11 protein-coding genes are annotated in these 13,976 nt (G+C 70.3%); 3 read left to right on the plus strand and 8 right to left on the minus strand.

Features of this window, described 5'->3' with window-relative positions:
* The first annotated feature begins 607 nt into the window (after nucleotides 1–607).
* Both ACIRU3_RS44860 and ACIRU3_RS44865 read left to right on the plus strand, forming a co-directional pair.
* The gene (locus tag ACIRU3_RS44860) at nucleotides 608–1,180 is read left to right on the plus strand and encodes a hypothetical protein (protein WP_404069791.1); all 573 of its coding nucleotides are present in this window, start codon (nucleotides 608–610) and stop codon (nucleotides 1,178–1,180) included.
* Complete coding sequence (locus ACIRU3_RS44865) at nucleotides 1,177–3,855, plus strand: Helicase associated domain protein (protein ID WP_404069793.1); 2,679 nt, start codon at nucleotides 1,177–1,179, stop codon at nucleotides 3,853–3,855. Before ACIRU3_RS44860 ends, ACIRU3_RS44865 begins: the two co-directional genes overlap by 4 nt.
* Nucleotides 3,856–4,029: 174 nt before the next feature.
* Here ACIRU3_RS44865 and tpg read toward each other — a convergent pair whose 3' ends face one another.
* The 8 genes from tpg to ACIRU3_RS44905 all read right to left on the minus strand — a co-directional run bounded on the left by tpg (nucleotide 4,030) and on the right by ACIRU3_RS44905 (nucleotide 11,917).
* Nucleotides 4,030–4,587 (minus strand): telomere-protecting terminal protein Tpg, encoded by a 558-nt coding sequence (gene tpg / locus ACIRU3_RS44870; protein WP_404069795.1) that lies wholly within the window; start codon nucleotides 4,585–4,587, stop codon nucleotides 4,030–4,032.
* A gap of 9 nt (nucleotides 4,588–4,596) precedes the next feature.
* Nucleotides 4,597–6,861, minus strand: coding sequence for a telomere-associated protein Tap (gene tap / locus ACIRU3_RS44875; protein ID WP_404069831.1), 2,265 nt, complete (start codon nucleotides 6,859–6,861; stop codon nucleotides 4,597–4,599).
* A gap of 17 nt (nucleotides 6,862–6,878) precedes the next feature.
* Nucleotides 6,879–7,262, minus strand: a complete 384-nt coding sequence (locus ACIRU3_RS44880) for a hypothetical protein (RefSeq protein WP_404069797.1) — start codon at nucleotides 7,260–7,262, stop codon at nucleotides 6,879–6,881.
* A 176-nt stretch (nucleotides 7,263–7,438) separates the two neighbouring features.
* The gene (locus tag ACIRU3_RS44885) at nucleotides 7,439–8,071 is read right to left on the minus strand and encodes a hypothetical protein (RefSeq protein WP_404069799.1); all 633 of its coding nucleotides are present in this window, start codon (nucleotides 8,069–8,071) and stop codon (nucleotides 7,439–7,441) included.
* 79 nt (nucleotides 8,072–8,150) lie between these two features.
* Nucleotides 8,151–8,903, minus strand: coding sequence for an AAA family ATPase (locus ACIRU3_RS44890; protein ID WP_404069801.1), 753 nt, complete (start codon nucleotides 8,901–8,903; stop codon nucleotides 8,151–8,153).
* Nucleotides 8,900–10,513, minus strand: coding sequence for a Mu transposase C-terminal domain-containing protein (locus ACIRU3_RS44895; protein ID WP_404069833.1), 1,614 nt, complete (start codon nucleotides 10,511–10,513; stop codon nucleotides 8,900–8,902). The genes ACIRU3_RS44890 and ACIRU3_RS44895 overlap by 4 nt, the downstream gene beginning before the upstream one ends.
* A 166-nt stretch (nucleotides 10,514–10,679) precedes the next feature.
* Nucleotides 10,680–11,264 carry an AAA family ATPase gene (locus tag ACIRU3_RS44900; protein ID WP_404069835.1) on the minus strand — a complete coding sequence of 195 codons (585 nt, stop codon included), beginning with the start codon at nucleotides 11,262–11,264 and terminating at the stop codon, nucleotides 10,680–10,682.
* On the minus strand, nucleotides 11,228–11,917 hold the full coding sequence (locus ACIRU3_RS44905) for a hypothetical protein (RefSeq protein ID WP_404069803.1): 690 nt from the start codon (nucleotides 11,915–11,917) through the stop codon (nucleotides 11,228–11,230). Before ACIRU3_RS44905 ends, ACIRU3_RS44900 begins: the two co-directional genes overlap by 37 nt.
* A gap of 1,200 nt (nucleotides 11,918–13,117) precedes the next feature.
* Here ACIRU3_RS44905 and ACIRU3_RS44910 point away from each other — a divergent pair.
* Nucleotides 13,118–13,975, plus strand: coding sequence for a hypothetical protein (locus tag ACIRU3_RS44910; protein ID WP_404069805.1), 858 nt, complete (start codon nucleotides 13,118–13,120; stop codon nucleotides 13,973–13,975).
* Nucleotide 13,976: the final 1 nt, after the last annotated feature.

Genomic DNA, 13,976 nt, shown 5'->3' on the forward strand with positions numbered 1-13,976 from the left:
CCACATCGCTGCGCGATGTGCAAGCGAACACCCGCGCTGCGCGCGGGTGTTGCGCTCCCGCTCCGCGGGAGCGCTGGCTGACCGCTGCGCGGTCAGCACACCCGCCTTGCTGCGCAAGGCGGGTGACGCTCCGTTCGCTGCGCTCCCGGAGCGGGTGGCTTGCGCTGCGCTCCAGCCACCCGATGGCGCTGCGCGCCATGAGGCCGGCCCCCGCTGCGCGGGGCGGCCAACGGGCCTGCGGCCCGAGCTGCAGCAAGGGTGGGTGCTCTGCCTGGCTCTGCTGAGGCCCCGTCCGGGGGCCTCAGCAGAGCCAGGGGTAACGGGTTCTCAGGCGTGGGCGGGCGCCTTGTGTGAGGCGGTGTGATGCGCGGGCCGGCCCGTAGAAGGAGCGGACGCGGTGGAGTTGCCGCACGGCCCGCAGGAACTGGATGCGTTCGGTGTTCGGTGCCATGCGGGGCCGTGTACCCCGATGCGCGATGGCCATCAGGGTCAGGGTCGGAAGGCATCTTGTGGAGGGCGTCTTCTCGGGGAGGTCGCTTGGCTGCATCTTGGTGTGATGCAGCATGTAGCATTGGCGTAATCGAGGGACCCCCCTTCAGGGAGTGGCATGCGTGTGTTGATCTATGAGTATCTTCCGCATGAGCTTGCCCGGCTCGGGGTGATCGCGAGAGCCGCCGGACTCGATCGGCACCAGGTGGCCGTGCAGGTGTACCTGGCGCAGGAACGCGCCGGGCGCGCACGGGTGTGCCCTGCAGAGCCGCATCATTTGAGTGAGCTGTTCATCGCGGAGCTGCGGCGCCTGCAGTGGGAGCGGATCGCCGCTTTCATGGACGGGGAGCAGGTGGCCGCGTACGCGCCTTCTGGTGACTTGCGTGCTGTCCGTTGTGAAGAGCATCGGTTGCAGCGGCTGATGGCAGATGTGGCCGAGGCCGAGCGGTGCGGGCGCGCGGCTTTGGAGATCTCGCGGCATCGCGTCTACCGGATCGGTGCCCGGCCCGTGGCCGGCCGCTCCCGCCCGGTCGTACCGGGCCCCGTTGTCCATCTGATGGCCGTGTCCGCCGACGACGCGGCCGAGCGGGCTTGGGTGGTCCATGGCAGAGACGGCGGCCTCTTCCAGCGCACTGGATACCGCATCGCTTCGGTCGAACAAGTCCTTCCCGAGCCCGGAGAACTCTTTTGATTCAGCTCCGAGAACACCAGGTGCATCAGAAATCGGCTTTCCGGAAATGGGTGGGATTTCCGGCAAGGTCTTCTGTACCGGCGCAGGGGGCGCGGGGCACGATTGTGTCCGCTACCGGGTCGGGGAAGACGATCACGGCGGCCGCGTGCGCGCTGGAGTGTTTCCCCGAAGGCCGGGTCCTCGTGACCGTGCCGACCCTGGACCTGCTCGTGCAGACCGCGCAGGCGTGGCGGACGGTGGGTCATCGGGCTGCGATGGTCGCGGTGTGCTCGCTGGAGAACGACCCGGTGCTCGACTCGCTGGGCGTGCGCACCACCACGAACCCGATCCAGCTTGCCCTGTGGGCCGGCCGCGGGCCGGTCGTTGTCTTCGCTACGTACGCCTCTTTGGTGGACCGGGAGGACTTCGACGACCCTGTGGGCCGGGGGAAGATGCGCGGGCCGCTGGAGGCTGCTCTGGCGGGCGGGGAGCGGCTGTACGGACAGCAGATGGCCCCGTTCGACCTCGCGATCATCGATGAGGCCCACGGCACTACTGGTGATCTTGGTCGGTCGTGGGCGGCGATCCACGACAACACCCGCATCCCCGCCGACTTCCGGCTCTACCTGACCGCCACCCCGCGGATCCTTGCATCACCTAGGCCGCAGCGCGGGAAGGACGGGCGTGAGCTGGAGCTCGCGTCGATGGGCCAGGACTCGGCCACGTTCGGGCCGTGGCTGGCCGAGTTCGGGCTCGCGGAGGCGGTCGAGCGGGGCGTCCTCGCCGCCTTCGAGATCGACGTCCTGGAGATCGAGGACCCCGACTACTGCGTCGGGCTGTCCGACGAGGCGCGGCGTGGCCGGCGGCTCGCACTGCTGCAGGCCGCGCTTGTGGAACACGCCGGCGCCCGCAACATCAAGACGATGATGACCTTCCACAGCAGGGTCGAGGAAGCCGAGGCCTTCGCGGTCCATCTGCCTCAGACGGCTGCTGACCTGTATGCGTACGAGGTCACCGCCCACGCCCTGGACGAGGCCGCCGCCAGGCCCGCTTCTCCTCTCGATGCCGTGCCCGGGGACGTCGAGGCCGCCGGCCGGCACGTCCCCGCGGACCGGGTGTGGTCGGCGTGGCTGTGCGGAGACCACCTCGTCACCGAACGCCGCGAGGCCCTGCGCCAGTTCGCGAACGGGATCGATGCCGCGGGCCGGCGGGTGCACCGGGCGTTCCTCGCCAGCTGCCGCGTCCTCGGCGAAGGGGTCGACATCCGCGGCGAACGGGGCGTGGAAGCCGTCTGCTTCGCCGACACCCGCGGCTCACAGGTCGAGATCGTGCAGAACATCGGCCGGGCCCTGCGCCCCAACCTCGACGGCACCACGAAGGTCGCACGGATCATCGTGCCCGTCTTCCTCCAACCCGGCGAAGACCCCACCGACATGATCGCCAGCGCCTCCTACACCCCCCTCGTCGCCGTCCTCCAAGGCCTGCGCTCCCACTCCGAACACCTCACCGAACAACTCGCCGGCCGGGCCCTCACCAGAGGGATGCGGAAGGTTCATGTCCGGCGGGACGACGACGGGCGCATCATCGCCAGCGCGGGTGCTGGTGCTGGTGCCAGTCAGCAGGAGGAGTGGGAGGCGCAGAGCGGCGCGGTGGAGTCGGAGCTGCTGCAGTTCTCCAGCCCCCGCGACCCGGCCACCATCGCCGCGTTCCTGCGCACCCGCGTCTACCGGCCACAGTCACTGGTGTGGCTCGAGGGCTACCAGGCCTTGCTGCGCTGGCGGGCCCAGAACGGCATCACCGGGCTGTACGCCGTGCCGTATGACGTGGAGGTCGAGGTCGGGGTGACGAAGGCGTTTCCGCTGGGGAGGTGGGTGCATCAGCAGCGCAAAGCACGGCGGACCGGGGAACTCGACCACCACCGCGTCGAGCTGCTCGACCAGGCGGGGGCCGGCATGATCTGGGAGCCCGGCGACCAAGCCTGGGAGCAGAAGCTGGCGGTACTGCGGTCCTACCGGCGCGCCACGGGGCACCTCGCACCCCGACAAGACACCGTATGGGACAACCCCGACGGCCGGCCGGCCGCGATCGGACAACTGATCGCCAACCTTCGCCGCCCCCACGGCCTCGGCAAGAAAGACGCGAACACCGCCGCCACCCGAGCCGAACAACTCACCGCGATCGACCCCGACTGGAACTGCCCCTGGCCACTCGACTGGCAACGCCACCACCGCATCCTCACCCACCTCGCGCAGGACGAACCCCACGGCCACCTCCCCGACATCCAACCCGGAGTGACCTTCGACAACGACGACCTCGGACGATGGCTCCAACGACAGAAACAACCCCGCACCTGGACACAACTGTCGAGCGAACAACAGGAACGGCTCTCAAAGCTGGGCGTCAAGCCTACCGAGGCGCCCGCTGCGGCCCCGGCGGACAGGGGCACCGGGAAAACCGCAGGAAAGGCGTCACCAGCCTTCCAGCGAGGACTCGCGGCCCTCACACAATGGATCGAACGCGAAGGCCCGGATCGGCCAGTACCCCGCGGCGCCATCGTCCAGATCGCGGTCGACGGCCAGAGTGAGCCCGTACCCATCCGGCTGGGCGTATGGGTATCGAACACCAAATCCAGGCGCGACAAACTCACTGCGGAACAACTCGACGCACTCGCCGAGCTGGGCATGGAGTGGGCGTAACGCTCCCGTCGGCAGGTCGTTGAACCGGAGCGTGGTCTGGCGCGCCCGGTGCCCCTACCGCGCTCCTGGTCCGAGTCGTTTCGGCTCGCTCGGCAGCTTCCGCGTCGCCGGCCCGAGAAGGCCAGCCAGACTGATGCCGAGCATGCCGTCGGCGAGTACGCGGCTGTTCGGGATCTACAGGTCGAACTGGACGTGCTCGATGTCGGTGAAGCGGACCTCTTCCAGGCTGCCGGCGCGGCGGCCGCTGTCCTGGAAGTACACGTCCTTGAGTGCTTCGGCGGCGATCTGCTGGAGTTGCTGGTCGGTGGCGCCCTGCTGCTGGGCGTCGAAGAGGCGGGCGGCGTACTGGGGTGGCAGGGCGACGGTCAGGTGACGCAGGCGGGCGTCGTCGGTGGTGCCGATCGGGGCGCTGTAGCCGATCCGGGCGCGGGTGTCGATGACGATGCCGTCGGTGGTCGCCGCCTTCTGCCGTGCCCGGGCGCGGATCTGCGGCTGCCACCGCTTCGTCACCTCGTTCTCCAGGCGGGCGGCGAGGTCCGGACGGGGTCTTTTGATCTGGTCCTTGACGTACCGTTCGACGGTGCGCTGGGAGATCCGCAGCATGTGGGCGACGGCCCTGGTGCCCTTGAGCTGTTTGACCAGGTAGCGCATCTGCGCGGGCGCGCTCTTGGGCGCCGGGCGGGTGAACGACTTCTGCACCGCGGCGTCCAGGCCGTTGCCGAACAGACTCATCGCCCTCTCCTACTCTCCGTTGTCGACGTCGGTGACGGTGCCGTCCTTGATGTAGCGGGCGAGGTTGAGCTCCGGGGCGTCGAACCGCTCGCGGACCTCTTCGCCCCACAGGACGCTCTGGGTGCCTTCATGCTTGACCAGGCCCGGGTTGATGCCGAGCTTGAAGGCGCCGGGCAGTGGCCTGCCGTCCCGGTACGGCAGGAAGTCCAGCGGCGACGGCCCGTCGGACGCATAGACAGCGCAGTCCGAGAGGACGGCCACCGGGTACTGCCCGGTGAACGCGGCATGCTTGACGACCTTGCGGTGCATGTTGATCCGAGTCCGGGAGATGACCGCGGCACGGATGTCCGGGCGCCACGTCGGTCGGGCAAGGGCCCGCCACGGCTGCCCGGGCTTCCAGCCCTCCCCGCGCGGGCGCTCGCGCAGCTTGCCGATGCCACCCTTCACAGTCGCCTTGATCGCGGACACCACGATCGCCAGCTGAGGATCACGCTGCCGGTAGCCGTCCATCGCCACGAGGAACTCCTGCGGCGGCAGGTCCGCGCCCACCCCGAGGTCGGCCATCGTGGCGAGGTAGGCGTCGCGCAGCCGGTTGTACCAGCCGTCCAGGTAGCGGCCGTTGTCGTAGCGCACGTAGGCCTCGATCGGGCGCACGTCGTAGCCAAGCTCCACCGCGTACGCCACCGTCGGGGTCGCGTACCAGGCCGGCCCCGTCGGGCGCTCGCCCTTCGGCGTGAACGGGCTGGGCAGCAGACTCGCGTCCAGCTCCGCCCACTTGTCCTTGCCGAGCTTCACCCTCGACAGATCGATGTGGGACAGGTCCACCAGCCACGAGCCGGGCAGCTTCGCATCGAACACCGGCGCCTTGACGTGCGTCGGCTCGCCGAGACCGACGACCAGGCCGTTGGCACCGGCGGCGAAAGCCATGTTCACGTCGATGCCGACCAGGAACCGATTCATGCACTCGGCGTCGGTGAGCGGCCGCGCCCAGTCGTACGCCTCCTCCACCAGAACCTCAGCCGGGGTGCGGCGGTGGAAGCGCGGCAGGTCCACCAGGACCGGGTGCCCGTCGGGTGCCTCGCATGGCGCGCAGTCGACCGGGTCCTTGCCCAGCGAGCCGGGGTTGTGCTCGGAGTGTCGCCTGCCCGCCGCGTCCGGTTCGGAGGCACGGGTCGGCGGATGCAGCGCGGTCATCAGCTCCAGACCGGTCACGGCGGCAGAGCCGCGCGGCGTCATCACCCGGGACGCGAACACACCCAGGACCCGGGCGAGTTCGGCTGGCGGAAGCTGGGCAGCGTCGGCCCAGTGCCGGGTGTCGAGCGCGTCCCACGCCGGGATGCACAGCTGGACGCAGGCCCGCTCCGAACCGGTGGCCGGGCGGTAGATCCGCGCCCACGGCCCGAACCCCCGCTTCGTCAGCTTCCACTCCGCGCGGACCAGCTGCTTGATGACCTTGTGGCCCTCCGGCAGCCGCCCGGCGAGCCGCTCCTCGTCGGTGAGGGTCACCGGCAGGCCGAAGCGCGCCAGCGCGGCCTCGGTGAGCACGAGCAGCGGGTCGGAGTCCTTGCCGTTGCGGTGAAGTCGCGGCGCACCGAGCCCGGACTCGGCCAGCGTCCACTCCACCAGGGCCGGGATCGACTTCGCGGGCACGTCCAGGACCAGGCCGCCGACGCAGTACGCCAGCACCTGACCATCTGCGTCGACGTCGACGACCGCAAGCGGGCCGTTGGCGAAACGCGGATCGGTGCCGGCCTCCGTCGTGCCTGCGGGGGCAGCCTTCCGCGCGGCCGGACGGCGCGACGTCGATGTCGTCGGTCCGGTGGAGCGCACCGGACGGGGCGCGGCCACCGGAGCAGCTGCGAGGGGGGCAGCGCTGGGCCGGGTGTTCTCGGGTGCGGTCACGTCCGCAGCGCCGGCCTCCGGACCCGCGGGCGGCGTCCGCGATTCCGCCGGAGCGGGCGTAGCAGTGAACGTAGAAGGCACCGCAGCGTCTTGGGGGCCCGCGGGCGCGTCGGGAGGATAGCGGTGGGCGAGACCTTCCAGGAGGCGGCGGTAGGCCTCCAATCGCTCGCCCTTGGGTTCGGCGCGGCCGGCTTCCCACGCGGTGATGCTCGGCACGCGTACGCCCAGTGCCTGGGCGACGGCTGCCTGGGTGAGGCCGGCTGCTTCGCGCAGCCGCACCCGCTCGGCCGGAACAGGCAACAGGGTGCCGTTGTCGACGGCGGCGAGCAGGGAGTCGATCGCGGTGAACAACTGCGGTGGCTGGTTCGGCATCTGCGGTTCGTTCTCGCTCACCGGACGCCCTGGCGGATCTCTTCGAGTCGTGTCATCAGGCGCTGGTAGCGTTGAGAGGCGGCCTGGGACGAGTTCAGGCCCTGGTGGCGGGCGATCTGCCGCCAGTCCATGGCGCGGCGCCTCGCCTCGATGACCACCTGGGTCTCCAGCCGGTCCAACTGCTCGCGCATGTCCTCGAACAGGCCCAGAGCGGCACCCACATCGTCCGGGACCGGGCCCGGCTCCTGCCCTTGGACGCTCTGTTCACCGGCGGCCGCCAGCAGCCGCCCCACCAGCGACGCATTCTGCTCGAGCCGGCGCGCGGCCGTGGTGTCGTCACCGGGAGCGGGGGCCAGCGCGGACAGACGGTCGCGGGCCTGCTGACGGGCATCACGTGGCATACCGTCACCGTACCGCACGACGCCAACTAAACAATGTTTCGTTGTTTCATTGGTGCCAGAGAGGGCGGTGTCGGCTCGGCTCCCCCCCCACGCTGGTCCGTCCCACCGCCTATAGGCCCCCTCCGGGAGACAGCGGACGGGAACGGTACGACGGCTGGGATGCGGCCCGGCAACTGTCACCGCCCAGGACCAGGGGAATACTGCTGCCGGTTCCCCGCCCAAGACTCCGCCGATGTCCCCGCAGGCGGGTGCAGCGCCCGCACACCGGCGTGAGTGGTGAGGATGCGGTGGTCGCAGTGGCGCAGCAAATGTGCCAGGTCCACAGGGAGTTCGGCGTGGTGCACGACGGTCACGTCCGTGCCGGTGGTGCGGTGCAGGGCCACCAGGTCCGCCCAGACGCCCCATCCGATGCGGTGTGCGCGCAGGACGGTCAGCCGGTGCACCGCCCCGGCTTTCAGTGCGGCGCGTGCTGAGCGCTCCTGGGCGGGTGCGTTGCCGCGGGTGGCACAGGAGGGGGCCCTGAGAGGCCGGCCGTCGGCCACAGCGTGCAGGATGTCGTGCCACAGCAGCCGGCCGCCCCCGCTGACGGTGGGGTGGATGACGACCCGTCCCGCCGCCGGGTGGTGGGCGGCCAGCACGGTGCGGGTGAAACGCACGTCGTCTGCGCGGTCGACGACTACAGTGAAGGGCGGACGTCCCGCCGTGCGCAGCGCCGTGCGGGGCGGGCAGCGCCGGGAGGCGGCTGGACCACATGCCAGCACGTCCACGGCGATCTCGCCGAGCGGGTTGATCGGATCCAGCAGACCCACTGCGGTCCGCCTCCTTGTTCTTTGCGCCGGGGGCTGCCCCGTAGCGGCGATGAACCACAGGCCCGCATGCGGGCGGGTGTCAGGCAGGGCTGCCGAGGCGGCCGAACGCCCAGCGCAGCACCTCGCGGTCCACTCGCGGCCGGTCCGTGCGTGCCAGTGCCAGGCGCACGTGCGCGGTCAGGCGGGCCCAGTTACGGAAGTTGCCGTGCGCGGCATGCTGGTCGGCGAAGGCGATGTCGGCCGGGTCGGCGTCGGCCCACACCGGGTGGAACAGCGGGATCGCCTCGTCGACCTCGCCGGGGGTGAGGCGGGTGAAGTGCTGCCAGATGAAGACGCGGGAGGAGAGCATCGGTTCGCGGCGCAGCACGGTGTGGCATCCCTCGCCGCCGACGAAGATGATCGCGAGCCGGGTGGCAGGGTCGTCCCACAGATAGCGGAAGTACTCGAAAGCCTCGCCGTTGAGCCACTGCGCCTCATCCACCAGGAACGTGCGGGGGCGTTCGGCCAGCGCGATCTTCAGCAGACGGTCGAACTCGCTGGGATGACGCGGCGGGGTACCGGGCAGGCCGAGCGCGGTGAACAGCTCGTAGCGCACCGCACGGGCCGTGGGCCGGGCACGGAAGACGATCCTGAGGACGTCCTCGCCCGGTTCGAGCTCACGCAGGCACATGTTGACCGCAAGGGTCTTGCCGAAGCCGGCCCCGCCGTGGATGCACATCATGGCCCGCGCGGCGACCGTGTCGGCGATGTTCTCCCGCGCGGTCAGCAGAGCGGGGGTGGTGACCACGGCTGCGTCGGGCAGATCCACGTACTGGTAGGCGGCCGCAGTCACAAGGCGTCTCCGTCGTCATCGGTGGTGTGATGTGCGGTCCGCCCCTCCGGGCCGCGCTGGGCGGAAGCGGAAGCATGGCCGGACGGCACGGGAGCGGACAGGCCTGGTGTGATCAGCGCCGCCAGGGAAGCAGGGGTGCGCCACCCGGCCGGAGGCGCGGCGGGCGGGATCAGATCGGGCAGCGCCAGATCGGACAGGTCGGTCCCGGTCGCCTGGGCGAGTTCGGCCTCGGCCTGCGCGGTAGTCAGCGCGCCCAGCCGCCGCGGCGCCTCGGGCCGGTTCACGGCCGCGTAGCGCTCGCGCCGGGAAGCCTCCAGGTCCTTCTTCAGACGGCGGGCACGGGCGGCCCGCGCCCGCCGTACCGCGCGGAGCTGTTCCTCGGTGGCCTGGTCGGCCAGGTCCGCAGGGCCCAAGTAGCGGCCGGTGGCCGCGTGGTAGACCTCGATGCGGTGGTCGTGGTGGGGCATGAAGCGGACCCTCACCTGGATCCCGGCCTGCCCAGTCATCCACGGCCCCACGTAGTCGCGTTTGCGGAAGCGGACACCGCGGGTGGTCAGCGTGCGGGTGCCGGCGTCTTCCAGGGTGAACGTCCACAGATCCGCGGCCAGCACGTCCCGCAGCGGGGTGGGATCGTCCTGCCACGCCTGAAGCGGAGTCCTGCCCTGCAACGGTGAGGGGCGGTGCTCGGTGTTCCACCAGAGCGTCCAGGCCAGCAGCCGGGCGGTGAAGTCCTCGAAGCCGAGCAGCACCTCGTCCTTCGGGCGAGAAGCTCGTTTGCCGGGGCGCGGCTGGCGGGCGTAGCCGGGCAGCGCGGCCAGGAACATGCTCTCCACCGCCCGATTGAGGCCCTCCACTGTGCCCTTGAGGTGCGGGGTGTAGGCGGGCAGGTCCTCCACCGTCACGTCCAGGAGATCGAACGCAGCCGTCACCGTCCTGGACAGGAAGTCCTTGCCACGGTCGACGCGCACCTTCTCGGGCAGGCCACCGAACGGGCCGTAGGGGTCCTCGCGCAGGACCGCGGAACGCAACGCGGCCAGCACCGACTCCCGCGACGGATCCCCCGGCGTGATAACCACCCCGGTGATCGCGTTCGTCGCGCAGTCGGTGAACCAGGTGATCCACGGCCTGCGGGCCTTGCCCTCGACATCGACCAGCACCGGCACCTGGACGTGATCGGTCTCCCACACCTGATTACGCCAGCCCCGCGGCCGGGCCAGGAACACATCATGCTTGCGCGCCGCCCGCTCCCCACCCGCAAGCCCCGCCCGCTCCCCCGGCGTCAGATCACGGCGAATCGCCCGGTGCAGCGTCGTCAGCGACGGTGCGTCTGCAGGCGGAGACTGCCGAGCGGCACGCACGACCAGCTCGCGATGGACCGCCCGCACGTTCCCCTTCCACAACGCCAACAGTCCACGGACCTCGGGCGTGACCGTGAACCTTGCATCGACCCGGGAGCGTGCGCCGGGGTTGGCGGCCGCGGTCTCATCGCTCTGAGCGGTGGCCAGCCAGCGCCACACCGTGCGCTCCGACACTCCTAGCGCGTCCGCGGCCACCCGTACATGGACTGCTGTCAGCTTCTTCCCTGCCCGCAGTGCGAGCAGCCGCCGCACGGCCGGACCGCGCAGCGCCGTCCTCGACGCCGCAGGCAGTCCGCCGTCTGGGCGGATGGCGTCGCCGTCCTTCATGTCAGCTCCCCTCACGCGGGTGGGACGTCGTGTGCTTGCCGGTGGCCGGGAGCATGCGATCGCCCTTCCGTCTCTTGCAGGAGCACTCCGTTCACAGTGGCGGCGCGACCCGCTGGAACAGCCGCCTCAGTAAGGCCCGGTCGATGGATGCATCAGCGGTGGTGAGCAGCGCGTTCTGCAGGTGCGCAGTCAAAGCGGCCCACGTGCGGAACGTGCCGTGCGCGCACGACCGGTCAATCCACGTCAGGTCCGGGGCCGGTACGGTGCGCCACAGCGGATGGAAGCCGGTCACCACGGCTGCCACTTCCGCTCCGGTCAAGCGTGGAACCTCCTGCCATGCGCCGATACGCGATGCCAGATGCGGCAGCCGGGACAGCGCCCGCTCGCTACCCGCCCCGCACAGCACCAGCGTGATCCGGGTGCCGGGGTGGTCCCACAGGCTCTGCAGGTACTCCAGGCACGGCACGGGCAGGCGCTGTGCCTCATCGACCACCAGCACCCGCGCCTCGCTCAAGGCCCCCGTGACCGCGGCGTCGGCCAGCGCCGACGTGTGCGGGAAGCGGCCCGCCAGCGCCAGCGCGTCGAATACCGCACGCCTCATGCCGGCCACCGACGGGCGCACCGGTACTGGCACCCACGTCACCTTCCAGCCCGGGGGCACTTCGCTAAGCGCCATCCGCACGGCGGCGGTCTTGCCCGGCCAGGGTCGCCGAACAGACACACTGCGCCCTGGGTCGCCATCGCCTGCCCGACCGACTCGGTCACCGCCCGCACCGACGACGTCCGCACCAGCTGCGCGCCCGCCGGCAACGCCACACCTGCCAGCGCACCGTTCTCCCCCACCGGCAAGCTCCCGGTCGCCTCTGGTACGAGACGCGGCAGTCGGCGCGCAGCCACTTTCGCCGCGCCTCCCTCACTCGGTCCGGCCAGGGCGAGGTCAGCCAGTGCCTGCCGCGTTTGCTGTTCTTCCCGCTCCCGCCGCGCCACCGCGCGGTCCGGCAGGACCCTGCAAGCCTGAAGGTCCCGGCGCACCGCCCGGTGCAACGACGCCAGGGAGGGCACCTCGCCCCCGGCCGCCTTCAGATGCCGGTGCAGCGCCGCCACGTTCCCGCCCGCCTGAGCCAGTGCCTCCCACATCTGGTCGGACAACTCCAGCCGGGACCGCGGCCTGCGCTCGACACGGCCCTCCGTCCGCGCCGCATCCAGCCAGCGCCACACCGTGCGCACATTCACCCCGCCGACCTGGGCGCCCGCACGCACATGCGCCGTGGTCAACGCCCCAGCCGCCTCGAGCTCCAGCAGCCGCGCAACCAGCACCGGTCTGGACACCCTCAACCCCGCCGTGACCTCACCCCACGCGCCCGACTCCCCCACCCCGCCCCTTCCGCCCGCGCAAAACCGACACCGACCACCGTGCCGACGCGCAGCCCTCGGAAGGATCAGAAGTGCCGTTCTCAAGACAGTGGAACGGAGTGGGGTGTACCGCCCCATGACAGCCGTGGCCGTCGCATGCACCGCCCCACAACAGTCGCCCTTCCCCCACTCAAAGCCCAACCAGCGAAAACACACCCACCTGACGTGCCGTCACTGACACCCACCCACCGACACCAAACCGGCACATCGCAACTGACGGTTGCACTGTCGGGGCAGGAACGCCGCAACACGCTGGACCAGGCACTCCTGCGGCCGCCACCGAGGCGCACGGCTACAAGCTGCGTCACGCCGGCGCCGCCTCCACAAGCCCGGCAACAAAGCGACGAGCCGTAAGTTCAAGCCGATGCTCCACACCGAGGCCGCCATCCCGCACTTCTGGCGCCACAGGACGGCAAGAACGGCGCGAAGTGAATCGCCAGGTGGACGCCACCCAGCACCCGCTCGGCGCGCAGGATGCGTACGGTTTTGTGCCTGGCTATAACGTCGACGTGGCTGTGCAGAGTCCGTTGACGGCAGGCGGCTGTGCATCTCGACCAGGAAGTCCGACGGTCCGTCCGGGCGCCAGTAGCCGTTCCTGGTGTGGTAGCCGGGAGCGGAGACCTCACGACGGTCCTGCAGGCAGCGCGCCACGCCGACGCAGACGCCACGCCGTTGCACGTTCCGGACGTCCGTACGCCCTTCGCCGACTGGCTTACCCGTCGGGCACCCTGAGGAGGCGAGCGGGTGCCCGATCCCATGCGCTGTTGGTGACGGACCCTACGCCACATCGACATCATCGAAGAAGATTGTCGGCGCGAAGCGGACTTCAAGCGTGGCTACCGCGAGCGACGGTTCGTTCGGGTCGTCCACCATGTCCTACGCGTCCTCGTCCGGAGCGTGCACGTCGAATCCTCCAGGCAGCTGCCCTTGCTGGGCTCTCAGCGGGTACTGACAACCTTCCACCGCCGGGCCGCTGCAAGAACGCCTTCGTGCGGGACATAGCAACCCTTCGAAGCTTTCCACGGCGGCTGGCGGTCCCGGTGCTGCGAGTTGCCGACGCAGTGGCGGTGCCGCGCCGTAAGACCTCCCTCCCGCTGCACTGCTACGGTCGCGTGTATGACGCTCTCGGTCTCCACGGGTCGGGCTGTTGATCTACGGGTGCGGCCGGTTGATGAGGCTCTTGATCACGTCGAGCGGTCTCTCCAGGTGCGCTTGCTATCAGATGCGTTGATCCGCAAGCGCCGTTCTGTGGGCGCCCGGACAGACCGCAATACCTGGGTTCGGATCGAGCGACGCTTGCTCGACAAGATCACCGATCAGGGATGGAACGGCACCGAATGTGCCGCGCGTCTGGAAGGCGTCGTCCAGCCCGCATGGCTGGGATGCGTGGTCTGGCGCGACACGAGCGAGCCAGTGATGTGGCGGGCCGACGAGACGGAGCTGCTGCCGGGCGCTCCTGTCGGTACCGCCGTGTTGAGCGAGGCCCCGGAAGTGCCGGACGAGTGGTGGGGAGCGCTGAACGCCTCGTTGAACGCGCTGGCGGCTCAGAGCACGACGCGGGTTGCCACACCGGACACCGTCACCGTCACCCAGGCCCTCGTCACCGAGTCCATTCGCGGTGTCTTCCCTGGCGACTTCGATACGACCGTCGAGCGGTGGGTACCGGCCCACGCAGACCTGAACTGGGCGAACATGACCGCTCCGGCGTTCAGCCTCTTCGACTGGGAGGACTGGGGCAGCGCACCGCTGGGGCTGGACTCGGCCTCCCTGTGGGCTAGTTCCCTTGCTGTCCCGGCTCTGGCCGATCGCGTACGGCACGAGCGCCGGTCCGACTTCGAGAGCCAGGACGGCAAGTTGATGACGTTGTTCGTCTGCTCCAAGATCCTCGGACCGCACGCGCACCCGGAGGACCCCCGGCTGGAACCCGCCCGGCATATGGCAGAGCAGGTCGTCGAGGAGCTTCAGGCAGGCTGAC

It is taken from the genome of Streptomyces sp. NPDC101151, from assembly GCF_044768335.1.
GTDB lineage: Bacteria > Actinomycetota > Actinomycetes > Streptomycetales > Streptomycetaceae > Streptomyces.

Bases quoted from the DNA above. Each gene is read 5' to 3' on its own strand.
- ACIRU3_RS44860 (WP_404069791.1), top strand. From the start codon at position 608: ATGCGTGTGTTGATCTATGAGTATCTTCCGCATGAGCTTGCCCGGCTC.
- tpg (WP_404069795.1), bottom strand. From the start codon at position 4,587: ATGAGTCTGTTCGGCAACGGCCTGGACGCCGCGGTGCAGAAGTCGTTC.
- tap (WP_404069831.1), bottom strand. From the start codon at position 6,861: ATGCCGAACCAGCCACCGCAGTTGTTCACCGCGATCGACTCCCTGCTC.
- ACIRU3_RS44880 (WP_404069797.1), bottom strand. From the start codon at position 7,262: ATGCCACGTGATGCCCGTCAGCAGGCCCGCGACCGTCTGTCCGCGCTG.
- ACIRU3_RS44900 (WP_404069835.1), bottom strand. From the start codon at position 11,264: ATGGCGCTTAGCGAAGTGCCCCCGGGCTGGAAGGTGACGTGGGTGCCA.
- ACIRU3_RS44910 (WP_404069805.1), top strand. From the start codon at position 13,118: ATGACGCTCTCGGTCTCCACGGGTCGGGCTGTTGATCTACGGGTGCGG.